This window comes from Xanthomonas sp. NCPPB 2933 (assembly GCF_056725225.1).
The window spans coordinates 2,771,575-2,798,151 of the sequence record NZ_CM161518.1; the positions used below are offsets into that span (position 1 = coordinate 2,771,575).

Consider the following 26,577-nt stretch of genomic DNA (forward strand, 5'->3'; position numbering starts at 1 on the left):
GCATGCGACGCAACAAGCGTGGGAAACCCCGCTTGCTGCGTACAATCCTCTGCTGGAGGCGAACTGACCAGTGGTATCAGCATTCTCACGCACATAATCATTACGCTGCCAGTCGGTTTTTTCCTGACGTACGTGAACGAAAATGCAAGCTAAATGCAGCCTGGAGCGCGCGGTTCAAGTTTCCGATTTTCGCGTCGTTATCACGTTGCCGAGGCACTCACACGAACATCACGCGGCCTGCTAGCCGGTGCCACTTACTGGACATCAGGACGATTCGCATGACTGCCTATTTGCAACGCTATAACGTCGGTCGCCGTCTCGGCGTCGCTTTTGGAATTTTGATTCTATTGTCGAGCCTGCTGCTGGCGACCGGCTTGATCACCATGGCCAACGCACGACAACAGTTCGATTTCATCGTGCTCGATCGCATGGCCAAGATCCAGATCGGCAACGGCATGCTGGATGCCAATTCATCGATCCTGATCGCGCTGGGCACGTATGCCATGGCCACCAGCGATGAACTCAACAACGAAGCGCTCTCCACCATCAAGGCGCAACGTCAGCGTTACAACGAGTTGCGGGCCAAGCTGGACACATTGCCCAGCTCCGAGGAAGGCCGCAAGATTCGTGCAGAGATGGATGCGCGACGCGCCATCTCGGGAAAAATCAACGACCAGGTCATGGCGCTCGCGGCTCAAAACGACAACACGCCGGCGCAGGCGTTGCTCAGCGAAAAGGCGCGCCCGGCGACGATTGCATGGCAGGACAAAATCCGCGAGCTGGTGACGCGTCAGGAAGGTCAGAGCCAGCAAGCCTATGCCGATGCAGTGGCGTCGATGAATCGCGGCAAGCTATTGATCATCTCCGGTGGCATTGCCGTGGTGGTGATCAGCAGCTTGCTTGCCTGGCTCATCACCCGCAGCCTGACCCAGCCGCTCGCACGTGCAACGCAGGCTGCAGAGGCAATTGCCAACGGGCAGCTGGACAACAACGTGGAAAGCGACGCCAAGGATGAAACCGGCCGCCTGCTGCGTGCCATGCGTGGCATGCAGACGCAGCTGCAATCCTTGCTCACTGCACAAAGCGACATGGCCAAGCGCCACGATGATGGCCAGGTCAGTTTCCGTATCGATGCCACCGCGTTTCCCGGCGACTACGGCCGCATGGCCAAGGACACCAATACGCTGGTGGCCTCGCATCTGGCCGTGCAGACAAACCTGGCGCGCATCATGGGCCGCTATGCCATCGGCGACCTCAGCGAGAGCATGGACCGCCTACCAGGCGAGAAGGCGGTGCTGACGCAGACCATGGACGAGGTGAAGGCCAACCTGTCTGCAATGAACCACGAGATCAAACAGCTGGCGCAATCTGCGGCCAATGGCGACTTCACCGCACGCGGCGACGCCGACCGTTTCCAATACGATTTCCATGTGATGGTCGATAGCCTCAACCAGCTTATGGCCACGGCCGATGGCAACCTGCAATCGCTGTCGTCGCTGCTGCAATCCATCGCCGCAGGCGACCTGACCGCGCGGATGAGTGGCGAGTTCAAGGGCGTGTTCGCGCAGATGCGTGACGACGCCAATGCCACTGCTGCGCAACTTGCGGAGATTGTCGGCCGCATCCAGCACTCGGCGATCTCGATCAACTCGGCCGCCAGCGAAATCGCCGCCGGCAATCAGGACCTGTCGCAGCGTACCGAGCAACAAGCGGCCAACTTGGAAGAAACCGCCGCTTCGATGGAAGAGCTGACCTCCACCGTGCGCCAGAATGCCGAGCACGCCCGTCAAGCCAACCAGTTGGCGATCGGTGCGGCAAGCGTTGCGTCGCAGGGCGGTGAGATCGTGAGCAAGGTCGTGGGCACCATGTCTGGTATCGAGGCCTCGTCCAAGAAGATTGCCGACATCATCTCGGTCATCGACGGTATCTCGTTCCAGACCAATATCCTCGCGTTGAACGCGGCGGTGGAAGCGGCGCGTGCCGGCGAACAAGGCCGCGGCTTTGCGGTGGTGGCGTCGGAAGTGCGCACCCTCGCCCAGCGTTCCACTGCTGCGGCGAAGGAGATCAAGAGTCTGATCGACGATTCGGTCGAGCGGGTTGCCGAAGGCTCGACGCTGGTGCATACAGCGGGCTCCACGATGGCGGAAATCGTTGCCAGCGTGCAGCGCGTGACCGACATAATGGGCGAGATTTCTGCGGCATCGCAGGAACAGTCGGCCGGTATCGAACAAGTCAACACCACCGTGACGCAGATGGACGAAACCACCCAGCAAAACGCAGCACTGGTGGAAGAAGCCACCGCCGCCGCACGCTCGATGGAAGAACAGGCTGTGCAGCTGACGCAGGCAGTGTCCGTGTTCAAGATCAGCGACGACAGCACGCGCACCCCGCGTTCGACGACACCGGTTGCTGCAAAGCTCGGTGTGATTGCTGGACGAACTGTTGCCGCTGCCAAAAGCCCGGTACGCCCGGCGGCTGCACCGAAGCGCGCCGTGGCCGCAGGCGCCTCGCACGATGCAAGCGACTGGCAGGAGTTCTGATCTTGCGCGTCGCAAACGGCCCGGCTTGTCCGGGCCGTTTGCGTTTGAGAGGTGATCGAATCTGCAGATGGCCAACACGTTGAAGCGATCCGCAACGGCGCATACGCGCGTATGCACGATGCCTTAACTCGACCGGCCTATGCTGCGCCGGGCTGGACTGCTCGCGGCGCCCTGTTTCGCCAAGCCTTGATCGCCGCTGGCGTCCATGCACCCCGGAAGATCTAAAGACATCGCAAAGGAGATTGTATGAAAAAGCTGCACGCTCTTATGGTTGTTGCTGGCTTGTTGGGTATGAGTTCGCCGGCATTTGCCGAGGTCGCCAATCTGACCAACAGCGCCGACGGCGCCAATCGCGATGCTGGCATCGCGGCAGTCAAGAAGAAATTGCAGGATGCCTGCACGGGACGTCAGGGCAAGCCGGATCTGGATTCGTTCGAGGTGGTGTTCGAAAAGACCAGCAAGAATCCGGAGGTTCCCAAGCCTTATTACGTGGACGCGAAACTCAAGTGCGATCTTCCGTAAGGCTGACAGCGGCTGCTACGCCCTTGTGCGATTGGCGGCGATAACACCGCGATAGAGCCCCGCGCATGCGGGGCTTTTTGTGTCTGTTGCATCGTGCGCTAGCTCGCACTGCGACACGTTGTTGCACCACCACCACGCCATGCCTGGATGGGCAACGCCATAACGCCAGCGCGCTGCTGATATAGTGCGGCGAACGCGGTGGGCGCAACACCCATCATCAATATCTCGTCACCAATTACAGGGAGTTGTCATGGGTCTTTTGCAGGCGGTAGCAGGTGCGGTCGGTGGCGTGCTTGCTGATCAGTGGAAGGACTTCTACACCGTGCCGGCTGGCCTGCCATCCACCGCCGCGCTGTTCGCTGCGGTGCCGAGTGGAAGCAACGCCGGGCGCGGCGCCAACACCAACGCGTCTTCGAACATCATCAGCAACGGCTCGAAGATCATCGTGCCCGAGGGTTACGGGCTGCTGTTGTTGCAGGACGGTGCGATCACCGGGTTTGTCGCCGAGCCGGGTGGTTACGAGTGGCGCTCCGACGATGTCAATGCGCAGTCGATCTTCGCTGGCGATGGCCTGGTGACGCCGCTGATCCGGCAGAGCTGGGAGCGCTTCAAGTTCGGTGGCCAGCCGGGCGCGCAGCAGGCCGCGTTCTTCGTGTCACTGAAAGAGCTGCCAGATAACCGATTCGGCACGCAGTCGGAGATCTATTGGGACGATGGGTTTCTTGGGACGCAGGTCGGCGCAATCACGCGTGGCTCGTATACGTTGAAGATTGTCGACCCCATTTTGTTCGTGAAGAACTTCGTGCCTGCGCGCTACCTGCAGCCGGGCCAGGTGTTCGATTTCACCGACCTGGACAACGCTGCGGCCAGCCAACTGTTCAACGAGGTGGTGAGTGCGCTTGCGCCGGCCTTCAGCCTGTACACAAACGATCCGGGAAAAGGCAACCGCATCGCGTGGCTGCAGCAGGATTCGCTGGGCTTTGCCAAGAGTCTGTCCGATGCGGTCGAGCAGGCGTATCAGTGGAACTCCGAGCGTGGTCTGGCCATCGTCAAGACGGCCATCGTGTCGATCGAATACGACGCGAACACGCGGGAACTGCTCAAGACCGTACAGCGCGCCGACGCACTGGCGGGCGCACGCGGCAACTCCAATTTGCAGGCGAGCGTGGCGCAAGGCATCCAATCTGCGGGCGAACATGGCGGCGCTGCAGGTTTGGTGGGCGTGGGCATGGCGACCGGCATGGTGGGTGGCGTTGGCGGTCTGCAACAGCCGGTCGCGCCAGCTGCACCCGCTGCCGACGATGTAGTCGCCAAATTGAAGAAGGCCAAGGAAATGCTGGACCTCGGCCTGATCACGCAGGACGACTACAACGCGGCAAAAGCCAAGGCGTTGGGCCTGTAAGCGAGGCGCGCCGCCATCATGTCCGACTCTCGCATCCCGCCGCCATTGCCGGCGACACCTCCGCCGTTGCCGCCGCTGTCCGCAGCGCCTGCGACCGGCCCCGGGTCGCCGCAGGACGTACCGCCGTTGCCAGGTAGTTTCAAGCTCGACCCGGCCACCCTTCCCGCTCCGATCCGCAACGAGCTGCAGGCGCCCGACCCGCTGGCCATCGACACGGCGGCCGCCGAGCTCAAGGACGGCCTCAATCGCTGCCCCAAATGCGGCGCCAGCGATATCCGGCCCAAGCTCGGCACCGATCTGCTGGTGTGCCAGTTCTGTCGTCACGAATGGCACGGCGCGCGGGTTGAAGAGGTGTTCGGATTCGGCGAAGGCATCGGCCAATTGCGCGGCACGGTCATCGCTTCGGGCGCGCAGGATATCGCTGCAGACGCCGCCAGCCTGATGAGCTTCAAGTGCACAGGTTGCGGCGCCGAGGTGACCATCAACACGCAGAGCACGATGACGGCGCGGTGCCATTGGTGCCGGCATGTGTTCGGCGTCAACGAGCAGGTGGCCAACGGTGCGGTACCCGACGCAGTGCTGCCCTTCCACATCAACAAAGACGATGCCGTGGCGCGTATCCGTCAGTTCGTGGACAAGCGGCGCCTGTTTGCGCTCAAGGCCTTCAAGCAGCAGTTCACGCCCGAGAACGTGGTGGGCGTCTACCTGCCTTACATGATCGTCGATGGCAGCGCGAGCGCCAGCGTGAGCGGCACGGGCGAAATCAAGACGCGGCAGTACACGCAAGGCACCGAAAAGAACAAGCGCACCTATTACGACGCTGACGTGTACCAGGTGCAGCGGCAGGTGGAGTTCACGGTGGACGATCTGCCACTGGAATCGTCTGCCGAGCGCGGCAACCTGGATAGCCGGGTCAACACCAACAACATCATCAACACGATCCTGCCATTCGACACCAAGAATGCAGTGAAGTGGAACGCGTCGTATCTGGCGGGGTTCACCTCGGAAAAGCGCGACCGCGATGTCGAACAGCTGAGGCCGCGTCTGGAAGACCAGCTGCTGTCGATCGCCCGCGTACAAGTGGAAAGCTCGGTGCGCCGCTACGACCGCGGCGTGCGTTGGGAGGTGGAGCGGCTGGATGTCCATGGCACGCGCTGGGTGTCGATGTATCTGCCGGTGTGGCTGTACTCGTACCACCAGCCCGGACGTGGCGGCGGCATGCTGCACTACATCGCGGTGAATGGCCGTACCGGCGAGACCATGGGCAGCGTGCCGGTGCAGCAGTGGAAACTGTTGCTGGCCGCACTCACCGCCGGCACCGTCATCGAAGCAATTGCCCTCTGGATCGTGGCGGTGACCGCATGAGCGACAACAACGGACTGTGGTTACTGCTGGCCGGCCCGGTCGGTGCGTCTGCGCTGTATTGGGTGCTGTATCAGTACTACCGCAATACCGACCAGTCGCACGCCTTCGAACGGGAAACGACGGTCGATGCCAAGCCAGTGACCGGCTCGGACCGCAAGGTCGATACCATCACCGGCACGCAGGCCAAGCACATCGACGGCGAAAATGTGGCGGCCTACCGAACGCGCGTACGCCGGGATGCAGATTAAGAGCGGCTGTTTGAGGTCCTAAGCTGTGGTGCCAACGCCCAACTGCGCGCGCGCCACATCCAGGGTGGTCATGATCTGGACCACTTCGTCGAGTGGATGCAGTGGCGATTCCTTGCGCCCTTCGCCGATGTAGCGTGCGGCGGCGGTGGCTTGCCAGGACAGTCCGTCGTAGCTATTGATGCCGGTCGGGTCTTCCCATAGTGCTGGTGTGCTGGCGTAGTCGTTGCCGACCAGGCACAGGGTTGTGGGGTTATGGAAGTCGCCTGCAAGGTCGATGCGTCCTTTGGTGCCTGTGACATAGGCGACCGAGCTGCTGCGGGCCACGATGGAGCTGATCAGGGTGGATTGCGCCATTCCTGCATGCGACAGCACCAAGGTCGAAAACGCATCCACGCCGGTGTCGGTGAGCGCACCGGTTGCGGTGATGGCGGTGGGTGCGGCCAGGATCATGGACGAGAACTGCACGGTATACACACCCAGATCCAGCAACGCTCCGCCACCGAGCTCCGGTCGGCGTTGCCGATGCATTGGATCGCTGGGGCCGATTTGACTGAGGTCCGCAAAGACATGCCTGACCTCGCCGATCGCGCCATCGGCCAGCAGTTTGCGCAGCACCGAGGTGTGAGGCAGATACCGGCTCCACATGGCTTCCATCAGGAAAAGGCCGCGCGCGTGTGCTTCCTGCACCAGCATGCGTGCGTCGTCCGCGCAGGTGGTCATGGGTTTTTCGATCAACACATGTTTGCCGGCGCGCAGCGCCAACAGGCCATGTTCCAGATGCTCGCTGTGGGGCGTGGCAACGTAGACGATGTCGATCTCGGGGTCGTCGACCAATGCCTGGTAGCTGTCGTACGCACGCTCCATTGCCCAGGTTTTTGCGAAGGTGTCGGCACGCGCACGATTGCGTGAGGCGACCGCGAACGGCTGCTGCCTGGTGTGCTTGCGTAGCGCGCTGACGAATGCCGAAGCGATCAGCCCTGGACCCAAGATGCCCCATCGCAGCGATGGCTCGCCCTGCCCTGGCAAGAACAGGTCGGGCTCGGGAAATGTGGTTGGCGCCATGCTGTGGCCTTCGCAGTTTCAGGTGCTTGCATGCTAGCAAACGGCGCATGTCCATCAGGGTGGCAAGGCTCACACCAGATCGCGATAGTCCTGCAGGATCACCATCACCAGTTGACTGCGCGAGCGCACATCCAGTTTGTTGAACAGTTGCTGGAAGGTGGCCTTGATGGCGCTTTCCGAGCTGCCGAGTTGGCGGGCGATCAACTTGTTGGATTGGCCGCGCAACAGACCACGCAGCACTTCGCGCTCGCGTTCGGTAAAGCTGGGGCGGCTTTCCTGGGTGTCCTGGGCGACCAGCGATTGCAGGTAGCGCTGGTCGATCAACACACGGCCCATCGCAACCGCATGGATGCTGTCGATCAGCTCGTCGGTGGAGACGTCCTTGCGGCAGATGCCCGACACGCCCAGGCGTATCAATGCCAGCGCATCGCGCTCGGGAAGCCCGGCGGTGACCACCAGGGTTGCCGGGCGCTTGGCCTGGTCGGCCTGCCGGCGCATGTAGTCCAGCGCGTTGTATTCGCCGATGTCGTAATCGAGGATGACCACGTCCGGTGCCAGCGATGCGATCTGCACGATCGCCTGCGCCAGGTTGCCGGATTGCCCGACCACATCGAACCGTGCGTCGGCACCGAGCAGGCGCAGCAGGCCTTCACGGAACAGCGTGTGGTCATCGAGCAGATACAGACGCACCGGATTACGCCGCGACTCATCCATCCAGCGTCTCCGCCAGTGGTGCATGGGCCAGCGGCATGTGCAGCTCGAAGCAGGCGCCCTCGCCTCCCGGTGCGTAGCGCAGCGCGCCCTCCTGATTGCTCATCAAGGCGCGCGAGATGTAGAGCCCCAATCCAGACCCATCGCTATCGCTGCGAAACGGCTGGAACAAGCGCCCGGGCTCGGCGATGCCCGGGCCGGTATCACGCACGCTCAATACGGCACTGCCCTGCTCCATGCGAGCACTGACGATCAGCTGGCGCCGCGGCTGCGGCAACGGCTGCACCGCACGCAGCGCGTTGCGTGCCAGGTTGAGCAGCACCTGTAACAGCGCATGACGGTCGCCGTGCACCGCCGGGAAGTCCGCCGGGATCTGGATGACCAGCTGGCCATCGATGTCGTCCCAGTCCGAGCGGATGATCACGTCCAACTCGCTGCACAGGGTCTGCAGGCGGGTCTCGTGCGCCGCATGCGGGGTCTGCCGACGCAGGTTGAACGAGGCCAGTTCCATCAATGCGGCGACCAGGCTTTGCAATGCGGCCAGGTCCGGATCGGCGCGGATGGCCGGATGACGGGCAAGATTGGAGGTCACCACGCCCGCGGCCGAGCACAGGTTGCGGATCTCATGCGAGACGGCGCCGGCGAGTAAGCGATTGTTCTTGAGCAGGTCATCGAAGTGCGCCGATTCGCGCGCGCGCACTTCTTCGCTGGTGTCGACCAGGATCGCGGCCAGATGGCGCTCCTCGCTGTCTTCGTAGACCGAGAACCAGGTGGTTGCAGGAAAGGTACTGCCATCGTCGCGCCGGCCCCAGGTGCTGGCCGAGGTGCGCATGCCGTCGAGGTTGGCGCTCATGCTGAGCGCGTCGTCGAGCAGGGGCAGGAAGTCACGCACGGCGCGCCCTTGCAGCCCGCCCTCCTCGGCCATGTCGAGAATTTCGTGGGCGGCGCGGTTTGCCGCGACGATACGGCCATCGCCGGCCACGGTCAGCAGCGCGGCGGGGCTGCTCTCGGCAAGCAGGCGCAGTTGCCGCTCCAGCCGCCGGCGCAGGCGTTGTTCGGCACGCAGCTGCACGTAGTGCGAGAGGATCACCCGGCGGGTGCGGCTGATCTCGGCCACCAGCAGGCCGCAGCCGGCGTAGGCAATGGTCGCCATGAAGAAGCGCAAGGCCTGCTCGACCAACGATTCTTCGGTGACGAACAGACCGCGTAGCGCCGCACAGGCGACGGCGGCAATGACGATGTTTCGCCGCGACAGCACGGTTGCGGCCAGCACCACCGGCAGGATGTACAGCAGCCCGAGCGACACGCCCAGGTGTGAGTACCACTCGGCCAGCACCAGCAGCGCCAGCATGGCCAGCGACGCCCACAGCGTGGGAGCGCGATTGAGCCTGACCACCTGCCCGCGCCATTTGAACGGCAATCTCAGTCTGTCCATCGCTTCACCACGTTCCCAATCATCGACCAGCGTTGCGCATGTCACAGCATTGCGGCGGCGCCCGCTTATTGCATCCTATCGAAAGATAGCTGGACGGCATCGTTGGACGGCGCAGTGCCCGTCCAACGCTGGCGCAAGGATGGCAGACACATCCGTGGAGGCTGGGTGTAATGGCGGCACCCACGTCGATGCCGCCTCCCATGATTCTTCGCGATACGTTTCCGCTGCGCCGTATCTGGCCAAAGACCTACAAGCGCTTGCTGGTGCTGCTGGCCTTCGATTGCGCGGTGGCCGGGCTCTACACCTTTGTCGATTGGCATTGGCTGTCGATCGAGGCGTTGCCGCTTGCACAACTGGGATCGGCGCTGACGATCTTCCTCGCGTTCCGCGCCAATGCCGCGTATGGCCGTTGGTGGGAGGCGCGTCAGCTGTGGGGGTCGCTGGTGAACACTTCGCGTGCGATCGCCCGGCAGGCGCTGACCGCACTGGATGTGGACACAGCCGATCCAGATCAGGTCACACTGCGCGACGACATCGTGGTGCATCAGGTAGCCTTCGTCCATGCGCTGCGCTGCCATCTGCGCAAGCAGAATCCGTTTCCGGAACTGGCCGGCCTGCTCGGCGCAGAGCAGGCCGACGCACTCCGTGTCTATGCCAACATCCCCAATGCCCTGACCTTGCGCCTGGGGCAACAGCTGCAGCAGGCGCGTGCCTCGGGCATGCTCGACAGCCTGCGCTGGTCGTCGCTGGATGCGAACCTGACCACGCTTGCCAATATCCAGGGTGCCTGCGAGCGCATCAAGAACACGCCGCTGCCACGCCAGTTCTCGTCGCTGCCGCGCGCCCTGGTGAACCTGTATTGCTGGCTGGTGCCGCTCGGCCTGATCGCCGGCATGGGCCTGGCGATGCCGATCGCCTCGGTGCTGATCAGCTTCACGTTGATCGCGATCGACAGCGCCAGCAGCGCGATCGAGGACCCGTTCGAAAACACCGTGCACGACACCCCGATGACCGCGTTGTCGCGCGGGATCGAATTGACCTTGCGCGAAATGCTTGGCCAGCGCGTGCCGCTGCGCGAGGTGCGCGCCATCGACGGTTTCATCTACTGACCAGGGACACAGCCATGCAGACCACGCCCACCCAGCTGATCTTTGCCACCAACTTTTCCGAGACCTGCCATGCCGCGATCCCGACGGTGGCGCAATTGGTCGACCGCCTGCGTGCACGCCTGACCATCCTGCATGTGCATGCCAAGGGCAAGCGTGCGCAGGCGCAACAATCGCTGGACTCCTTCTTTGCCGAAGCGTCCAACTACCCGGGCTGCGAACGTGCGCTGAGCAGCGGCCCGGCCGCCGCCGGTATCGTCTCGTTCTGCCGCAGCCGCAACGATGCGCTGCTGATCATGCCGCCCTCCGAACGCACCGGCCTGCCGCGGCCGTTGCATGTCTCCCTGCGTGCGCGGGTGCTGCAGCGCGTGGCCACGCCGATGCTGACCCTGCCCTACGCCGAGGCGCTGCCGCGCGATGGTGCAGTGGGTGGGCATGTGGCCTGCTGGATCACCGGCCGCGAAACCAGCCTGGACTCCTTGCGCGATGCGGCAGCGCTGGCTCGTCGTCGCGGCGCAGACCTGCACCTGCTGCATGTGATGCCAGACATCAGCGAGGGCTTGCTGATGGACAGCCTGTTCAACGACCAACCCTTGACCGAATCGGCAGCCAGCCATTGGCTGAGCGAGCTTGCCGCGCAGTTGCAGGACGACGACTTACGCGTGCGCATCCACGTGGCGGTCGGCAACCCACGGCGCGAAATCGCCAGCTTGCTCAAACGTGCCCGCGCCGATGTGCTGGTGGTCGAACACGATGCCGTGGTGCGTCGCGGTGTCTGGCGCTCCTCGCTGCATGCCGCATTGGCGAAGACGCCGTGCGTGTTGATCTGCCTGCCACCCGGCCGGCTGCGCGCTCCGGCATTGCGGGTCACGGTGGGGCCGTCGCTTGAGGGACAAGCGACCGGTCTGGCGAGCCGGCTGCTTGCGCGCGTGCAGCGTCTTCAGCTGCATGGGTGAGGATCGCAACAGGCCAGCTGTTTTGTTGTTCCAGACACGCAAACGCCCGGCTCCTTGCGGAACCGGGCATTGGCAGTGAGTCGCTGTGTCGCTTAGTTTGGTGAAGCGGGCGCCGCAGCGGGCGCCGCCTCAGGTGCGGGATTCGGCACGGCGTTGGGCGCGGCATCGGGCGTGACCCGCCAGATGGTATTGGCCAGGTCGTCAGCAACGATCAGCGCACCACGTGGGTCGACGGTGACGCCGACCGGACGGCCGCGAGTCAGGCCATCGTCGCCATGGAAGCCGGAGACGAAGTCGATCGCATCGCCTGCCGGGCGACCATCGCGGAAGGGGACGAACACCACTTTGTAGCCAACCGGCGGGTCGCGGTTCCAGCTGCCGTGTTCGCCAACGAACACACCGTCGGCAAACTGCGTCCCCATCGCTGCAGATGAAAATGCAACGCCGAGTGCAGCGACATGCGAGCCCAACGCGTAGTCAGGAGTGATGGCCGATGCGACCTTTTGCGGATCCTGCGGCATCACCCGTGTGTCCACATGCTTGCCCCAATAGCTGTAAGGCCAGCCGTAGAAGCCGCCTTCGCGCACCGAAGTCAGATAATCGGGAACTAGGTTCGGGCCGATTTCATCGCGCTCGTTCACCACGGCCCACAACACACCGCTGCCCGGCTGGATCGCCAGTGCGGTGGGGTTGCGGATGCCGGTGGCGTAAGGCTTGTGCGCACCGGTTGCCGGATCCACCTGCCAGATCTGCGCGCGATCGATCTCCACCGCCATGCCGCGCTCGGTGATGTTGCTGTTGGAGCCGATCGCCACATACAGGTAACGCCCGTCTGCACTGGCGGTCAGCGCCTTGGTCCAGTGATGGTTGATGGCCGAGGGCAAGTCGGTGACCTTGGCTGGCGCGCCGCTCGCCTTGGTCTGCCCTTCGCGATAGTCGAAGCGCACCAACGCATCCTGGTTGGCGACATAGAGCGCGTCGCCGATCAGCGCGAGCCCGTAAGGCGCGTTGAGGTTTTCGGCGAACACGGTCTTCAGTTCATAGGTGCCGTCGCCATTGGCATCGCGCAACAAGGTCAGCCGGTTGCCGCTTTTTACCGATGTATTGCCCTTGGCCTTGATCGCGCCGGCAATCACGTCCTTGGGCTTGAGATTGGGCGCGCCGCCACCGCGACCTTCGGCCACCAGAATGTCGCCATTGGGCAACACCAGGGTCTGGCGCGGAATGCCCAGGTCGGTGGCGATCGCAGCGATGCGGTAGCCGGATGGCACGGTCGGACGCCGGTCGCCCCACGCGGTGGGCTTGGCGATGGTCATGTCGGGCATCAGGCCGCGGTCGGGCTCCGGCAGCTCCGGAGTGGCGCCACGCTGATTGAGCTCGGGCGCCTTGTTGCAGGCGGCCAGTGCTGCAGCGAGTACGGACACTGCAATGATCGTGATGGTTTGACGCTTCATCGTGCACCTCCTACGCGCAGGCCGGACAATCCCGCCCAGGTTGCGACCAACGCAAACGCGGTTGCGATCGCTGAAAACACCAGTGCCGCCGGCATCACTGCCCAGGCGTCACGCGCATGATGCAAGGCATCGAAAAAGCCCACGATCCACGCCGCGCCGAGCGCGATGATGTAGATGACGTTGCGGCTTCCACGCGCGAATCCGACGATCGCGCACACCAGCGCAATGCTGGTCAGCACCATCGCCGCGACCAGCAGCCAGGAAGCAAAGTTGCTCCACTGGATCTGGTAAGTGCTCCAGTAAGTGTAGTCGCTCAGTAGCGCGCCGAGAAACAGTGGCCACACGCCACCGAGCACGGCGGCATGGAATGGATGGATCGCCCAGGACCGGGCGGGAAGCGCAGTTGAATTCATGGCGGACTCATTTAGGACGAGGTCTGGACGTGGCTTGATGCTGCCAGCAGGCATGTGATGAGAAGCGCAATGTGGATGCTAGCGGCTGGCGTCTTTGTTGGTCTGGGCACGCGCAAGCGCGCTTGCCGCTGCGATGAGCTCTGGCAGTTCCTGCCGGAAGGAATCCGCGTATCCGGGCAACAGAGTCGCCTTGAAGCTGGCGTGGTCGAACACCGGCTTGTCCTGCAGGTATGCGATCTCCCGGCCTTGCAGGACAAAGTTGAAGCAGGCACGCCAGCGCGGATCCGGGCTGCTGGACAGATGCACTTCGATAAGACTGCTGGCATCGCTCGCGGTGTTCTTGGGTGCAGCGGAAAATGCGCGCACCGAGATCTGGCTACTGCTGTTCATGCGCGCCATGATCGTCTGTGGACCGTCGCGGTGTTGTGAGTCGATGGCAGCTCACGCTTTGCGTGCCGGTTGGGTGGCGTCAGGCTTGCACCTAGCTGGCTCTGCAAGTTTCAAGGGTTTGATGCCAGCCATCTCACAGAACGTGCACACGCCTCAAATCCGGATTCACGTCAGCAATGATGCGTAGTGAGTAGTTTTTGTTGATCGAGGTCCGCTGCGTGTTGCGATTTTATTTGCGGTGGATTGCTTTCGGAACACCATTTGATTGATCAATTTCTAATCGCCACCGCTGGCTGTATCGAGTAACAAGCCCGGCAATGAAATCGTTCCGCTGCTTTATGAATCCTTTTATCTAAGAGCGACCTGTGCAGCATGCGATCTGCCGTGTTTAAAGCTTCATTGCAAATAGCAGCAATGAATCCCGTTGATTCCTTGCAAGTTGCAAAATTATCGCCCAATCTGGAATCGACAACTTCTTGCTGGGCAAGCCTTACTGGTTCAAGCCGCTCAATGCAGGCACTGAGGTGTGTATGGGGCTCACCATGATCCGGAACATCGGTCACTACCGATTGACGGCGCACACGGCGCCGGCAGGTGCCTTGTACGCTCCGGAAATTCTTGTTTCTTTCGAAGATGGCATCACCCTGCGCGGTTATAAACCGCCGGATGTCAGATTCGATACCCAACTTGCTGCGAGGCATTACGCCAGGCAATGGATGGGCAGATGCAAGCTCTCGGCGTTGGGCATTCTTGAAGACAGCTGACATGGGTGCGCCGTTCGAGGCGCCGTGTCGATCGATGAAGACCTACCCAAGCTCGATTCTGCAGATGTACGGGAGTCTTGTCCGGTAGCGATGCCTCAACCTGGCCAGAACAGTCGAACTGCAGGGAACCCCAATGTGAAGCACGCGCCCTGCCCGGGCCCGGATGCCACATCGATGAACCCATTGGCCTGTCTCACTGCGCCGTCGACTTGCGCCAAGCCCAAGCCGGTGCCCTTCCCCGCCGGCTTCGTTGTGAAGTAGGCGTCGAACAAATGCTCACGTACCTCGGGCGTAATGCCGCTGCCGTTGTCGCTGACAGCGATGGTGACGTAGTCGCCACTGCGGCGAGCGCTTATCTTGTCGGCATCGGCAAGCGTGCACTGTGCCACGGCAATACCGACCTTGCCGTGCTCGCCACAGACATCGCGTGCATTGATTATCAGATTCAAAAGCGCGCGTTCCAATGTGTGCGGATCGACCAACACCACGCTCCTGGTCGCTGCCGGTGTCCACTCGATAGACACCTTGTTACCCGCTGCCTGTTGCAGCAAGGGCAGCAGCCGTGCGACCAGCTCATTCAGATCCACCTCTTCGGGTGCGTACGGGTGATTGCGCGCGAACACCAGCAGCCGCTGCGCCATGATCGAGCCCTGCTGCAAAGCGCAATCGGCCATGCGCAGAATCTTCCTGTCTTCGGCGATAACAGCGCCGCGAGACTGAACCACTTCGATGGCAGCGCCCGCGGTTTGCAGCACGTTATTGAGGTCGTGGACCACCCCTGCCAGCAATTGCCCAACGGCCTCTCCCTCCTGCGCCCGCTCGGCAACGGTCTCGGCCAGTCGCTGGGCTGCGCGCGCAATATCGAGTTCACCTTCCACATCGCGCCCGCTACTGTCGTTGCTGTTGAGCTCGTAGCCAATGGCGTTGGACAGTTCGCTTTGCCTGATCAACGGGTCGTTGCGTGCGCTCAGCGTCTGGTTGAGTGTGCGTAGCGCTTGCTGCGATTGCCGGCGCTCGGTGATGTCGCGATTGACCGCCAGCACGCCTTCGATGTTGCCGTATGCATCGCGCAGCGGGCTGGTGGACACCAGCCAGAACTGGCGTTGGCCATCGGCGCCGGTGCACTCGGTTTCGAATTGCTGGGACAATCCTTGACCAGCAGCTGCAAGCGCATCTTCCACGCGCTGTCTGAATTCTTCCGGCCACAACGACGACCAGCGCTCGCCCACGATGGACCTGGCATGCTCTGCCGCCACACGTGCCAGACCATGCGCATTGACGAATTTTACGCGCCCATCCAGCGAAATTTCCTTGATGGAATCCAGCGAGAGTTCCACCACTTGCCGGTAACGATGATCGGGGAAATCTTGCGTCGTGTTCATCGTGCTCAAATCGATCACATGCCTTTCGCGTGGGAAACGTAGTGTGGTGCGGGCATCCTCAGAACACCTGCTTTATGGAATTCAAGAACGAAAAACTGATCCTCGTGGTCGACGACGATGTTGACACCCTTGAGGTCGCTGCGCTGTTGCTGTCGGATATTGGATATGCGGTTGTGACTGCTGTAGACGCCCAGGAAGCACTCGAACACATCGACAACCATCCGGGCATCGACCTGCTCTTTACCGACCTTCAGATGCCGGGCCTGCTGGACGGCTATGGTCTCATCTCTTACCTGCGCTCCAATGGCAACAATGTGCCTGCCATCCTCACCTCCGGTCTGGGCCGCTCGCCCAACGGGCTGCCCGAGCGCACCATCTTCCTGAGCAAACCCTACACGCGCCGTGGTCTGGTGCAACAGATTGAGGCGTTCGTCGGTCACTAGAAACAGAGCGGCTGCAGCGCGGCCCCCAATTGCACGGCCCGCTTCACAGCGATGTCATCGGTTGAGCGCCTCACACGCTTTGCACCACTCGCTGCTTAGCTTCCTTGCGATGAGCGCACGCATCACATCCAACGATTCAGTTTTTTCATCGCCTGACGATCTCGCCGCAAAGAACGGACTCAACCAATCAATGCTGCAACGCTGGTTGCGCGATCACCCTGTGCTTCCTCTGCCGGGGCGCGGCCGAACTGCCGAACGCTGGCAGCTGCTCGCCGATATCGCTGCGGAAGACCTGTGTGGCGCCAAATTTCTGGAAGCGCATTACGACGCGCAGGCCATCTGCGCCGATCTGGCTGTCGAACTGATCGAACCGGGGCAGCGCTGGGCTGTGTGGGCGGCGGAGCCACCTGGTTCGGACATGCGATTTACCGGCAGTACGCTCGAAGGAACCAAGGCGTGGTGCTCTGGTGCAGCCCATGTCACGCACGCGTTGGTGACCACGCAGCATGCCGGTGCCAGCTGTCTGTTTGCGGTGGCGTTGAATCAACCCGGTATGCAGATCGATGCAAGTGGCTGGCAGGCGATCGGCATGCGCGACATCGAGACCGCCAATGTCACCTTCACCAAGGTTCCCGCGCAGCAGGTTGGAGCGAGCGATGCGTATCTGACACGGCCAGGGTTCTGGCATGGTGGTGCCGGCATCGCCGCATGCTGGTTTGGCGCAACCATCGCTGTTGCCGATGTGCTACGCACAGCGTCTCGCGTACGCCGCGATCCGCACGCCGCCGCGCACCTGGGCGCCATCGACGCAGGCCTGGCCGCTGCTGGTGCGTTGTTGCGTCAGCTCGCGCAACAGATTGACGCACAACCGCAGGATCCGCAGATGCGCGGCGTGCTGCAGGTACGCAGTGTTGTCGAGGCAGTGGCGCGCGACACGCTCGATCGGGTCAGCCGTGCCCTGGGCCCGGGTCCACTTTGCGGCGACCGCGTGCATGCACAGCGCTGCGCCGACTTGTCGGTCTTCATCCGACAACACCACGGCGAACGCGATCTGCAAGCCTTGGGTGAGCTCTGCCATCAACAGGATCTCGCATGGAAGATTTGACCGGCCAGCCAATCGAAGGCGCAGGCACACCCGAGTCGGTGTGGCGCGATGCAGCGTGTCTGAGTGGTATGCCGCGCAGCTCGCTATCGCAACTGCTGCAAGGCAGCGGTAGGCTGGTCGTGGTCGCGCCCCACCCCGACGATGAAGTGCTTGGCTGCGGTGGGCTCATCGCAGCTGCACGCGCGGCTGGTGTACCTGTGCTGATCATTGTGCTCACCGATGGCGAGCTGGCGTATCCCGACGAACCGGGCTGGGCGCCGCATGTGCTTGGCCCTGCGCGTCGGCTGGAGCTCGACACAGCCGTTCAACATCTGGGTCTGTTGCCAGGCGCGTTGATCCATCTTGCGTTGGGTGACGGCGCACTGGCTGCGTGCGAGGTGCGGATCGCTGAGGCTGTGGGCGGCTTGCTCGATGCAAACGATACGGTGCTGGTGACCTGGCAACGCGACGGCCATCCCGATCACGAAGCCGCATCGCGCGCCACCAAGGCTGCCTGCGACACCTGCGGTGCGCGCTTGCTGCAATACCCGGTCTGGGCCTGGCATTGGTCGCAACCGGACGACGGCGTCTTTACCGACGAGCGCGCGACCCGATTCGAGTTGTCTCCTACGGTGATGGAGGCGAAGCGGCAGGCCATCCAGTGTTTCGCAACGCAGATCGGTCAGTGCACGCCGGCGGTTGCGGCGCCGATTCTGCCGCTGCATGTGTTGGAACGGTTCGATCGCTCTTTTGAGGTGTTCATCCGATGACGGCCTTGAGCGTCGCGCATTTCGAGCAGCTGTATGCCGATGACGACCCGTTCGGCTATCGCTCGCGTTGGTACGAGCAGCGCAAACGCGAGATCCTGCTCGGCACCCTGCCCTATCGGCGCTTTGCAAAAGGCTGGGAATTTGGATGTTCCAACGGAGAACTCACTGCAGCACTTGGGCAACGTTGCGACGCGTTGCTAGCCACCGATCTCTCTCAGCAGGCGGTCGATCTGGCGAGTGCGCGCGTCGACCAGATGCGCCATGTGACCCTGCAACAAGCGGCGCATCCTGCGGATTGGCCGGATGGCAGCTTCGATCTGATCGTGTTTAGCGAGGTCGGCTATTACCTGGAAGATGCCGCATTCGAAAAAACCGCTGCACTGTTTGCGCAATCGCTCAGCGAGCGCGGTTGCCTTGTCGCCTGTCACTGGCGTCACGACTTCCAGGGCGCGCTGCGCACTGCAGAGCGGGTACATGAAGGACTGAACGATGCATTGGCGCTGGAAACGCTGTGCACGTATCAAGACCCTGATTTCGTGCTGCAGGCGTGGATGGCCGGCCCATCGATTGCGCAACAAGAGCGCCTGCGATGATTGCGGTGACCATTCCGGCGCACAACGAAGCAGCGCTGATCGGGCAATGCCTGCAGTCCATTCTGGTTGCAGCCCGGCATCCGCAGTTGTATGGCGAGCGCGTGGAAATCCATGTCGCGCTCGACCGCTGCACCGACCTCACTGGCAGCATTGCCCGTTCGCATGGCGCCATGACGCTCAAGACCAGCGGCGGCGTCGGCATTGCGCGTGCGGCAGCGGCTTCTGCGGCAATCTCCCGCGGTGCGCGCTGGCTTGCCTTCACCGATGCCGACACCCGCGTGCCACCGGACTGGCTGTCGGCACAGCTCGGCTGCGCGGCCGATGTGTTCTGCGGCGTCGTGGAGGTCGGCGATTGGCGCGACTTTCGGCCGGAGACGCGCAAAGCCTTCATGGACACGGAAATCCGCTGTGACGGCCATCCGCATGTGCACGGCGCCAATCTGGGGATGAGCGCAGCCGCCTATCTGGCCGCCGGCGGTTTTTCCACGCGCACCTCCAGCGAAGACGTCGCCCTGGTCTGCGCACTGGAAGATGCCGGCATGCACATCGCGCGCCTGATCACCCCGGTCGTCAATACCAGCGCCCGCCGCGACGCCCGCGCCACCGGCGGATTCAGCGATTACCTGATCCGTCTGGAAGCCGCCGTCATGGCGATGAGCCCTGTGCCCAGCAAGAACGCGTAGCAAAACAGCCATCGGTTCAACGGCGACACGTGATCAAGCAACGACAGATCGAACATGCAGGCACAGGTCTTGCGGTCTCCACCATCGTCATTCATGACAGGCGGTTGCCAATCGTCAGTGGGTGTAAAATGCACCCATTGGACGCAAGGCACTGCCCTGATGAAGAAAACCGAAGACACGCCTGAAGGTGCACGACTGCGTGAGCTGCATGGCGCGCTGCTTGAGATCGTTGGCGTCATGAACCAACCGCAGCGCGATGTAGCGATGATTCTGGAGGCTGGGATCACCCTGGAGCGCGCGCAATTTCCGTTGCTGGTATTGGTGGAACGGTTCGGGCCGATCGGCGTGGTCGAACTTGCCGATCGCGTGGGTCGCGACTACACCACCGTCAGCCGGCAAGTTGCAAAGCTGGAAGAACAAGGCCTGGTCAGCCGACGCGAGAGCGCTGCCGACCGTCGCGTGCGCGAAGCGGTGATCACCAGGAAGGGAAAGACGATGACCGACAAGGTCGATGAAGCGCGCAAGAAGATCGGGTTCTCCATCTTTTCCGAATGGAAAGAGCGCGACCTCGATGCACTGGTGCGGCTGATGCGCAAGTTTGCGGACGACCTCAAACGCGGCGTTCCATAAGACGCCCAGTCATCTCTGCGACCTGAAGGACAAGTGCGCGGGAGCTTCACACTTGTCGATTCGAATGATCACATCAACTCGAATTCGGCATGCTCTGTCGCAACAACACCCGTCGTGTGCAGGTAGTCGGTGATGCGCTGCGTTGCCTCGATGCGGCCGGTGAGGGCAACGTAGCCGTCCGGTCGCACCAGCACCAGATCGCCCGCTACCAGCCCATAGGCGCGTTCGATCTGCTGGCCCGGATCCTGCAGATCGCCGTTGCTACCGATCGAATAGCTGCGAACACCCGGATAACACGGCAGCGTGTGTGCAGCGATCTGGTAAGCCAACAACGTCCAGTGCGGTCCCTTGAACAGCTCGAACAGGCGCGTTGCCTGCCCTGCCGCGCCAAGCAAGGGTGCATCCGGTGCGCGCCAACCGGAGGCGATGGCGGTCGTAGAGGTGGTCGGCCACACCAATGCAGAGGCGTCGTAGTGCAGGTCCAGTTGCTGCGTCTGCCGACCGCGGCGCAAGTCGCCCTGTTTGGCAGCATCGAGCAACTTGACCGACAGTCCCAGCATTGCGGCAGCGATTGGCCGGCGTTCCTGCTCGTAGCTGTCGAGCAGGCTCTCGGACGCACCGCGCACCACCGCAGCCAGTTTCCAACCCAGGTTGTAGGCATCCTGCACGCTGGTATTGAGCCCCTGCCCGCCGGTCGGTGGATGGATATGTGCGGCGTCGCCAGCCAGCAAAATACGTCCAACGCGATAACGGTCTGCCAGTCGCGCGTTCATCGCATATGCCGATGCCCAGAACACCTGCTCGACACGGATGGCGGTGTCGCCGATGCGCTCGGCGATCATCGCGTTGAGGCCGCCGACCGACAGATCGATTTCGCCTTCCAGCGGCACCGGTGCCTGGATCTGGAACCAATCGGTCCCGGCCAGCGGGCAGAACGAAATCTGGATTTGCATCGACGCCTGGCTGAAGCGGTGCCAATACGCTCGATCCAGACCACGGATGACCACGTCGGCCACGATTGCGCGCACGCCCAGCGTCTTGCCGGGAAACTCGATGGCAAGTGCGTGTCGCACAACGCTGCGGCCGCCATCGGTTGCCACCAGGTAGCGGCTGCGGATCATTTGCGCGCCGCCGCCATCGCGCAGCTGCACGCTCACGCCGGCGGCGTCCTGCTCCAGTCCGACCAGCTCGCATCCATAGTGCGGGGCATGCCCAAACTCGGCGAGACGCTCGCGTAACACGCGCTCGGTCAGGAATTGCGGAGCCATCAATGGCTGCGCAAACGGCTCGGTCATGGTCGGCTCCGCACGATCGGGTTCGGCGTCCGTGTAGCTGCCGTCCTGAGCATAACTGCGTTCAGGCGGATACGGGCCGCCCACGGTTACCAGTCGGTTTGCGATGCCCAGGTCTTCGAAAATCTCCAGCGTTCTCGGTTGGATGCCCTTGCCGCGCGAGCCACCGAACGGCTCGCTGATCTTGTCGATCAAGCGGAACTTCACGCCCCGGCGCGCCAGCTCCAGCGCCAGGGTCAGGCCGGCGGCACCGGCGCCGCAGATCAGCACATCGAGGTCTCTGTCGTCGTTCATGGCCATCCATATATGTGCAATATGCACTTAATTTGACGGCAGCTTAGGCCCATCGAAAAAAGAGTGCAAGTAGCACATATTCAGCCGGCGCTGCCGGCTTGGCCCGGCCGGTGCGCAAGGCCGCGCTCTGCATCCTTTTCAGTCGCGTTCGCCGCGCAGAACCGACTGCAGAAACCTGACGACCTGGGCGGAATGACCTCGCGCGGCGAGTTCGGCTGCCGTCTTACCTCCCAGCTCGCGAATCGGGTCGTGATGAAACCAGGCGGCCGCTTCGGCAACAGGAACAATCTTCAGCGCCAACGTCAGGATCGTCGCCTCATCTCGCATACGGCGGTATCGGCGATGAAGACGACAGGCAACTACAGAAAGCGGTCATGGCGAACTCCATAGGCGAAGCAGCGTGGTGGCAAGCAAGACGGCGTAGGACGCAGTGCGATTGCGCTGCACGTTGCCACGCCGATGTCGGTGGAACGTCGCAAGCACCACTGCTGCACTGCCGACATTTGGCCGACATGCATGACGCACGCTGTTGCCGCGCCATCGCTCCCTGCTCGACCGCGGGTCGGCACAGCGGCGGCGCTGCCCTCTCCCACTGAAGCCTCCCCATGACGCATTCCCGTTTCTTCCTCGCCACCCTGTTGGCACTCCCCTCTCTCGCCGCAGCGCAGACCACACCGCAAGCGGACCCATCGCTGGCCGAACAATCGCCTTATCGCTGGGGCCTGGGCCTGGGCGCGATTGCCTCGGATAGCCCGTTCGCCGGTGAGGGCACGCGGATCAACCCGGTGCCATTGATCCTGTTCGAGGGCGAGCGGGTGTTCTTGCGCGGTATCACCGGCGGATACCACATCGTCAAAAGCGAGACCTTCAGCCTGGATGCGATTGCCGCGCTACGCATGGATGGCGTGGCGGCAGACGATCTGGGTAGCGAGGAATTGGCGCGCAACGGCATCGATCGCACGTTGCTGGAAGATCGCGACGACAGTCTGGACCTGGGTCTGGTCGGTACATGGGAAGGCGCGGCAGGCGAATTCGAATTCACGGCCAAAGCCGACGTGACCGGCACCAGCGAAGGCTACGAATTGACTGCGCGTTACGGCTATCCCATCACTGTGGGACGCGGCCGGTTGACGCCCAGCGTCAGCATCAGCCATCTCTCCAAGGACATGGCCAATTACTACTACGGCACGCTGGACGAAGAAGTCGCGCGCGGTGTGGTGGATTACAAGCCGGATTCGGCCACCGTGCCGACCGTGGGTGTCAGTTACGTACGACCGATCGGCAAGCGCTGGCAGTTCATGACGCGCCTGCAATACAGCGTGTTGCCTAGCAAGCTCAGCGATAGCCCGCTGCTCGAACCCGATACCGACGGCGTCGGCACGGTGTTGATCGGTTTTTCCAGGGGCTTTTGATGACACCGGGCCATACCGCCGCCATGCAGCGGCAATGTAAGCGATGCCTGGGCGCGAGCGCAGCATGATCGCCTGGACCTTGCTGTGCCTGGTGGCGAGCTGGATCGCAGCGATGACCTACGTCTACCGGTATCGCGGTCGAGCGCGCTATGCCAGCCTGAAGCAATACCTGCGCAAGAGCTGGCCGGTGTTCGCCCTGCCGAACGTGATTCTCTACACCTTCACCAAACGCGCAGCGCGTGGCCCGTTCGTCGCGCTGGACGCCTATCCAACGCTGGCATCGCTCGCGCAACACTGGGAAGTGATGCGCGACGAGGCACTGGCGATCCAGGCCGGCGGCAGTTTTGAGGAGGCGCGCCGGGAAGGCTCGGTGGCGTCGTTCGATGTGGGATTTCGCACGTTCTACAAATATGGCTGGAGCCGCTATTACCTGCGCTGGTATGGCTACACGCATGCATCGGCGCGTGCCAGCTGCCCGCAGACGCTGCGGATCCTGGCGCAGTATCCGCAGATCAAGGCCGCCATGTTCGCGATCCTGCCGCCGCATTCGGGGCTCACACCGCATGCCGATCCGCTGGGCTGCTCGTTGCGCTACCACCTGGGCCTGGCCACGCCCAATGCCGCGCAATGCTTCATCGACGTCGATGGCCAGACGCGTGCCTGGCACGACGGCCAGGCGTTCATCTTCGATGAAACCTATCTGCATTTCGTCCGCAACGACACCGATGCTGCGCGCCTGATCCTCATGTGCGACGTCGCCAGGCCGATGCGCTGGCCGGGAAGGCTGTTCAACCTGCTGTACTGCCAGCTCGCACGTGCCGCGATGACACCCAACGACACGCGCGACAAGCGCGGCCCGGCGAGCGCCTTGTTCACCTGGATCAGCCCGCTGATGGCGCGTGGAAAGCAGCTGCGTGCGCGGCATCGGCCGACCTACAACGCCATCAAGTGGGCGATCAATCTGCTGTTGCTCAGCGTTGCGCTGGCAAGCCTTGCCGGCGTGATCGGTGCCGGGCGCTGGCTACTGCATGTTTGAGCATTTCCCTGCCCTGCTGGCATCGATCGGCCGCCTGTTGCGCGAGCTGGTCGAGTGCATGGAGACGATGCTGCGTATGATGTTTCCCACCCTGAAAAACACCGATGCGATGACCTCCAGCTCGATCCAGCCTGCGCAGGTATTGCAGGTGCTCATCATCGAAGACAACCGTGCGCTGGCGGCCAATATCTTCGATTATCTGGAGGCATGCGGACATCAACCCGACGCTGCGCCCGACGGCAACTCCGGCCTGAATCTGGCGATCAGCAATCGCTACGACGCCATCATTCTGGATTGGATGCTGCCGCGCATGGATGGCATGAGCGTGCTGCGCACGTTGCGCGAAGACCATGGCTGCCGCACGCCGATCATCATGCTCACTGCCAAGGATCAGCTGGAGGGCAAGCTGCTCGGGTTCGAAAACGGCGCCGACGATTATCTGGTCAAACCGGTCGCGCTGCCGGAGCTGGAAATGCGCTTGCGCGTGATGGTGGGCAGAGCCAGCGCGAATGCAGCAACAGCGAGTCACTTGCTGCAGGTCGACGATTTGCGCTTCGACCTGGATAGCCTGAAGGTCTCGCGCGGCGAGCGCAGCGTGGTGCTCTCCAGCACCTTGCGCAACGTGCTGGAATTGCTGATGCGCGAATCCCCGAGAATCGTGCGTCGCGATCGACTGGAAAGCCTGATCTGGGGCGACGCCTTGCCCGAGGGCGATCTGCTGCGTTCCCACATGCATGTGTTGCGGCGCGCCCTGGACCAGGGCGGCGAACACAAACTGCTGCACACCGTCACCGGTGTCGGCTATCGCCTGGGTGGTGGGACGCGATGAGATTGGGCGGGCGCCTGGGAAGTCTGCAGTGGCTGATCAGCAGCAGCCTGATCGTGTCCGGCGCGATGCTTGCCCTGGGGTTGGCGGTTCAAGGGTTTTTGAGCCAGGAGTTGATCGAAGCTCCGATCTGGAAACAGCTGCTCACCTCGAGCACGCAAAGCATTGCGCACCTGCCTGTGGCCGAGTTGCAAAGCGCGCTTCCTACCGATGGCCCGGTGCAGGGCTGGCTAGTGTCAGATCCTGCCCGACTCCCCGCAGGAATGCCGGCCTTCTTCGCCGCGCTGGCGCCTGGCTACTACGGCGAAGGTGATCTTGAAGCCGCCAAGGGAGCCCCGTTCCTGACCAGGAAGTTCATCAACATCCTGCAACCGCATTGGGGGCCGTTCGCTGAACCCCCGGGCCAGACACGGCCCGATCGCAGTTACTCGGTGTTGATCACCACGTTGCCGCAAGGGCGGTTGGTCATGAGCATCGACATGACCGAGCTCGAAGACAAGCAGAACGAAAGCGTTCAAGTGAGCGTGCTGTTCATGCTGTTGAATCTGGCGATGATCGCGTTGGTGATCTGGTGGCTCTTTATCAGTCTGACCCGGCCGGTCACCGACCTGGCACGGCGCATGCGGCAGCTGGACCCGCTGCAACCCGCGCAACGGCTGCCCACCGACTACCGCAAGAGCGAGCTCAATACGATTGCGCGTGAGGTGAACGCGCACCTGGAACGTGTAGCGCGCGCGATCGAACGCGAGCGCAGTCTGCTGGACCAGGCCAGCCACGAATTCCGCACGCCGCTGGCCGTCATCTCCGGCGCGGCCGATGTGCTGCACAAGCAACAGTTGCCGGAGCGCGCGCAGCGGCCGTTGCATCGCATCGACGAAGCCGTGGGCAACCTCAAGCAGATCATGGAAGCGCTGCTGTATCTTTCGCGCGAACCAACCCCTGCCGAGCGCGAGGAGATCACCGTCCTGCACGGCCTGCTTCCCGATCTGGTCCAGGACCATCTGTATCTGGTTTCGGCAAAGCCGGTGCAGTTCCACATCGATGCGCTAGAGCCGCTGATCTTGCATGCATCCGAATCGATGGTGCGTATTGCCGTGGGCAACCTGCTGCGCAATGCGGCCGACCATACCTATGCCGGCGATATCCGCGTCTCGCTGATCAAGCACACGCTCTGCATCCGCGACTCGGGCGAAGGCTTCGATACCGCGCTGGCGGCAGAGCGTTACACCGCCTCATTGAAACACTCGGTCAAGCAAGGCGGCGGTTCGGGGCTGGGCCTGTTCCTGACCCAGCGCATCTGCGAGCGCTTCGGCTGGCGCCTGCATTTGGAGTCGACCATCGCCGAGGGAACCCTGGCGATGATCGATTTCAATCCGTAACCGAGAGCCGCTGCAGACCTCGCGTTCGTGCGCTGTCAGCGACGCATTGAACTGATGGTCTGCCAGGCGACGCTGCTACCGCGATTCCCCGATAGCCGGGAAGCCGGTGCAGGCGCTTACCAGATCGCCACGCGGTCCTTGTCCGATGCGCTCCACCGATTGCGCTCGTCACTGCCTTGCAGGCATCATGCGCCACGTTTTTCGTCCCCCACCCCAGAGGCCTGCTCCTTGGACAGTCATAGTCGATTGCGTCGCGGCACCTGCGCCGACGGATCCTGACCCAAGGTCGGCTCCGTCCGCACAGGGCGGGGCTCATCGCGTGCGCTTGCGCCCACGCATTGCCTGCATTACCCACACAATCCAGCTAGACCCAAAGCGCGGTCTT

The 26,577-nt window shown here is 62.7% G+C and carries 27 protein-coding genes; 18 read left to right on the top strand and 9 right to left on the bottom strand.

Annotated elements, in window-relative coordinates; all coding sequences use genetic code 11:
• Positions 1–278: 278 nt before the first annotated feature.
• The 5 genes from AC1PLU_RS11285 (at position 279) to AC1PLU_RS11305 (ending at position 6,077) form a co-directional block, all read left to right on the top strand.
• Positions 279–2,540, top strand: coding sequence for a methyl-accepting chemotaxis protein (locus AC1PLU_RS11285; RefSeq protein ID WP_481106267.1), 2,262 nt, complete (start codon positions 279–281; stop codon positions 2,538–2,540).
• Between the two features lie 246 nt (positions 2,541–2,786).
• Positions 2,787–3,062 carry a hypothetical protein gene (locus AC1PLU_RS11290; protein ID WP_023904049.1) on the top strand — a complete coding sequence of 92 codons (276 nt, stop codon included), beginning with the start codon at positions 2,787–2,789 and terminating at the stop codon, positions 3,060–3,062.
• A gap of 250 nt (positions 3,063–3,312) precedes the next feature.
• Positions 3,313–4,464, top strand: a complete 1,152-nt coding sequence (locus AC1PLU_RS11295) for an SPFH domain-containing protein (protein WP_481106268.1) — start codon at positions 3,313–3,315, stop codon at positions 4,462–4,464.
• An 18-nt stretch (positions 4,465–4,482) separates the two neighbouring features.
• On the top strand, positions 4,483–5,829 hold the full coding sequence (locus AC1PLU_RS11300) for a TFIIB-type zinc ribbon-containing protein (RefSeq protein WP_481106269.1): 1,347 nt from the start codon (positions 4,483–4,485) through the stop codon (positions 5,827–5,829).
• Positions 5,826–6,077 carry a hypothetical protein gene (locus AC1PLU_RS11305; protein WP_481106270.1) on the top strand — a complete coding sequence of 84 codons (252 nt, stop codon included), beginning with the start codon at positions 5,826–5,828 and terminating at the stop codon, positions 6,075–6,077. The genes AC1PLU_RS11300 and AC1PLU_RS11305 overlap by 4 nt, the downstream gene beginning before the upstream one ends.
• Positions 6,078–6,095: 18 nt before the next feature.
• On the opposite strand, the gene AC1PLU_RS11310 is transcribed toward AC1PLU_RS11305, so the two are convergent.
• From AC1PLU_RS11310 to AC1PLU_RS11320, 3 genes are all read right to left on the bottom strand, one after another.
• The gene (locus AC1PLU_RS11310; protein WP_481106271.1) at positions 6,096–7,139 is read right to left on the bottom strand and encodes a Gfo/Idh/MocA family protein; all 1,044 of its coding nucleotides are present in this window, start codon (positions 7,137–7,139) and stop codon (positions 6,096–6,098) included.
• A gap of 69 nt (positions 7,140–7,208) precedes the next feature.
• Complete coding sequence (locus AC1PLU_RS11315) at positions 7,209–7,853, bottom strand: LuxR C-terminal-related transcriptional regulator (protein WP_006448782.1); 645 nt, start codon at positions 7,851–7,853, stop codon at positions 7,209–7,211.
• On the bottom strand, positions 7,846–9,285 hold the full coding sequence (locus AC1PLU_RS11320) for an ATP-binding protein (protein ID WP_043889221.1): 1,440 nt from the start codon (positions 9,283–9,285) through the stop codon (positions 7,846–7,848). Before AC1PLU_RS11320 ends, AC1PLU_RS11315 begins: the two co-directional genes overlap by 8 nt.
• Before the next feature lie 200 nt (positions 9,286–9,485).
• On the opposite strand from AC1PLU_RS11320, the gene AC1PLU_RS11325 reads away from it, so the two are divergent.
• Both AC1PLU_RS11325 and AC1PLU_RS11330 read left to right on the top strand, forming a co-directional pair.
• Positions 9,486–10,394, top strand: coding sequence for a bestrophin family protein (locus AC1PLU_RS11325; RefSeq protein ID WP_481106272.1), 909 nt, complete (start codon positions 9,486–9,488; stop codon positions 10,392–10,394).
• 14 nt (positions 10,395–10,408) lie between these two features.
• The gene (locus AC1PLU_RS11330; protein WP_023904041.1) at positions 10,409–11,347 is read left to right on the top strand and encodes a universal stress protein; all 939 of its coding nucleotides are present in this window, start codon (positions 10,409–10,411) and stop codon (positions 11,345–11,347) included.
• 92 nt (positions 11,348–11,439) lie between these two features.
• Here AC1PLU_RS11330 and AC1PLU_RS11335 read toward each other — a convergent pair whose 3' ends face one another.
• The 3 genes from AC1PLU_RS11335 to AC1PLU_RS11345 form a co-directional block, all read right to left on the bottom strand.
• Positions 11,440–12,801 (bottom strand): PQQ-dependent sugar dehydrogenase, encoded by a 1,362-nt coding sequence (locus AC1PLU_RS11335; protein WP_481106273.1) that lies wholly within the window; start codon positions 12,799–12,801, stop codon positions 11,440–11,442.
• Positions 12,798–13,214, bottom strand: a complete 417-nt coding sequence (locus AC1PLU_RS11340) for a hypothetical protein (protein WP_481106274.1) — start codon at positions 13,212–13,214, stop codon at positions 12,798–12,800. The genes AC1PLU_RS11335 and AC1PLU_RS11340 overlap by 4 nt, the downstream gene beginning before the upstream one ends.
• A 78-nt stretch (positions 13,215–13,292) precedes the next feature.
• The gene (locus AC1PLU_RS11345) at positions 13,293–13,604 is read right to left on the bottom strand and encodes a hypothetical protein (RefSeq protein ID WP_023904038.1); all 312 of its coding nucleotides are present in this window, start codon (positions 13,602–13,604) and stop codon (positions 13,293–13,295) included.
• Between the two features lie 476 nt (positions 13,605–14,080).
• Between AC1PLU_RS11345 and AC1PLU_RS11350 the strand changes: the two genes are divergently transcribed.
• On the top strand, positions 14,081–14,368 hold the full coding sequence (locus AC1PLU_RS11350; protein WP_043907281.1) for a hypothetical protein: 288 nt from the start codon (positions 14,081–14,083) through the stop codon (positions 14,366–14,368).
• A gap of 95 nt (positions 14,369–14,463) precedes the next feature.
• Here the strand turns inward: AC1PLU_RS11350 and AC1PLU_RS11355 are convergent, their stop codons facing one another.
• Positions 14,464–15,750: a two-component system sensor histidine kinase NtrB gene (locus AC1PLU_RS11355; RefSeq protein ID WP_481106275.1), complete on the bottom strand. Its 1,287-nt coding sequence runs from the start codon at positions 15,748–15,750 to the stop codon at positions 14,464–14,466.
• A 74-nt stretch (positions 15,751–15,824) separates the two neighbouring features.
• Between AC1PLU_RS11355 and AC1PLU_RS11360 the strand changes: the two genes are divergently transcribed.
• From AC1PLU_RS11360 to AC1PLU_RS11385, 6 genes are all read left to right on the top strand, one after another.
• Positions 15,825–16,193, top strand: coding sequence for a response regulator (locus tag AC1PLU_RS11360; RefSeq protein ID WP_006448791.1), 369 nt, complete (start codon positions 15,825–15,827; stop codon positions 16,191–16,193).
• Positions 16,194–16,302: 109 nt separating this feature from the next.
• Positions 16,303–17,298 carry an acyl-CoA dehydrogenase middle domain-containing protein gene (locus AC1PLU_RS11365; RefSeq protein ID WP_481106276.1) on the top strand — a complete coding sequence of 332 codons (996 nt, stop codon included), beginning with the start codon at positions 16,303–16,305 and terminating at the stop codon, positions 17,296–17,298.
• Entirely contained in the window at positions 17,286–18,047 is a 762-nt protein-coding gene (locus AC1PLU_RS11370; RefSeq protein ID WP_481106277.1) for a PIG-L deacetylase family protein, read from the top strand. Before AC1PLU_RS11365 ends, AC1PLU_RS11370 begins: the two co-directional genes overlap by 13 nt.
• Complete coding sequence (locus AC1PLU_RS11375; protein ID WP_481106278.1) at positions 18,044–18,640, top strand: class I SAM-dependent DNA methyltransferase; 597 nt, start codon at positions 18,044–18,046, stop codon at positions 18,638–18,640. Before AC1PLU_RS11370 ends, AC1PLU_RS11375 begins: the two co-directional genes overlap by 4 nt.
• Positions 18,637–19,323: a glycosyltransferase family 2 protein gene (locus tag AC1PLU_RS11380; protein WP_481093218.1), complete on the top strand. Its 687-nt coding sequence runs from the start codon at positions 18,637–18,639 to the stop codon at positions 19,321–19,323. The genes AC1PLU_RS11375 and AC1PLU_RS11380 overlap by 4 nt, the downstream gene beginning before the upstream one ends.
• Positions 19,324–19,482: 159 nt before the next feature.
• Positions 19,483–19,953: a MarR family winged helix-turn-helix transcriptional regulator gene (locus AC1PLU_RS11385; protein WP_481106279.1), complete on the top strand. Its 471-nt coding sequence runs from the start codon at positions 19,483–19,485 to the stop codon at positions 19,951–19,953.
• A 68-nt stretch (positions 19,954–20,021) separates the two neighbouring features.
• Here the strand turns inward: AC1PLU_RS11385 and AC1PLU_RS11390 are convergent, their stop codons facing one another.
• Positions 20,022–21,539, bottom strand: coding sequence for an FAD-dependent oxidoreductase (locus AC1PLU_RS11390; RefSeq protein ID WP_481106280.1), 1,518 nt, complete (start codon positions 21,537–21,539; stop codon positions 20,022–20,024).
• A 138-nt stretch (positions 21,540–21,677) separates the two neighbouring features.
• On the bottom strand, positions 21,678–21,839 hold the full coding sequence (locus AC1PLU_RS11395; protein ID WP_229015252.1) for a hypothetical protein: 162 nt from the start codon (positions 21,837–21,839) through the stop codon (positions 21,678–21,680).
• Positions 21,840–22,144: 305 nt separating this feature from the next.
• Between AC1PLU_RS11395 and AC1PLU_RS11400 the strand changes: the two genes are divergently transcribed.
• The 4 genes from AC1PLU_RS11400 (at position 22,145) to AC1PLU_RS11415 (ending at position 26,192) form a co-directional block, all read left to right on the top strand.
• Positions 22,145–22,951: a MipA/OmpV family protein gene (locus tag AC1PLU_RS11400; RefSeq protein WP_481106281.1), complete on the top strand. Its 807-nt coding sequence runs from the start codon at positions 22,145–22,147 to the stop codon at positions 22,949–22,951.
• 64 nt (positions 22,952–23,015) lie between these two features.
• Positions 23,016–23,987, top strand: a complete 972-nt coding sequence (locus tag AC1PLU_RS11405; protein WP_481106282.1) for an aspartyl/asparaginyl beta-hydroxylase domain-containing protein — start codon at positions 23,016–23,018, stop codon at positions 23,985–23,987.
• A gap of 142 nt (positions 23,988–24,129) precedes the next feature.
• On the top strand, positions 24,130–24,816 hold the full coding sequence (locus tag AC1PLU_RS11410) for a response regulator transcription factor (RefSeq protein WP_481108514.1): 687 nt from the start codon (positions 24,130–24,132) through the stop codon (positions 24,814–24,816).
• Positions 24,813–26,192, top strand: a complete 1,380-nt coding sequence (locus tag AC1PLU_RS11415) for a sensor histidine kinase (protein ID WP_481106283.1) — start codon at positions 24,813–24,815, stop codon at positions 26,190–26,192. Before AC1PLU_RS11410 ends, AC1PLU_RS11415 begins: the two co-directional genes overlap by 4 nt.
• Positions 26,193–26,577: the final 385 nt, after the last annotated feature.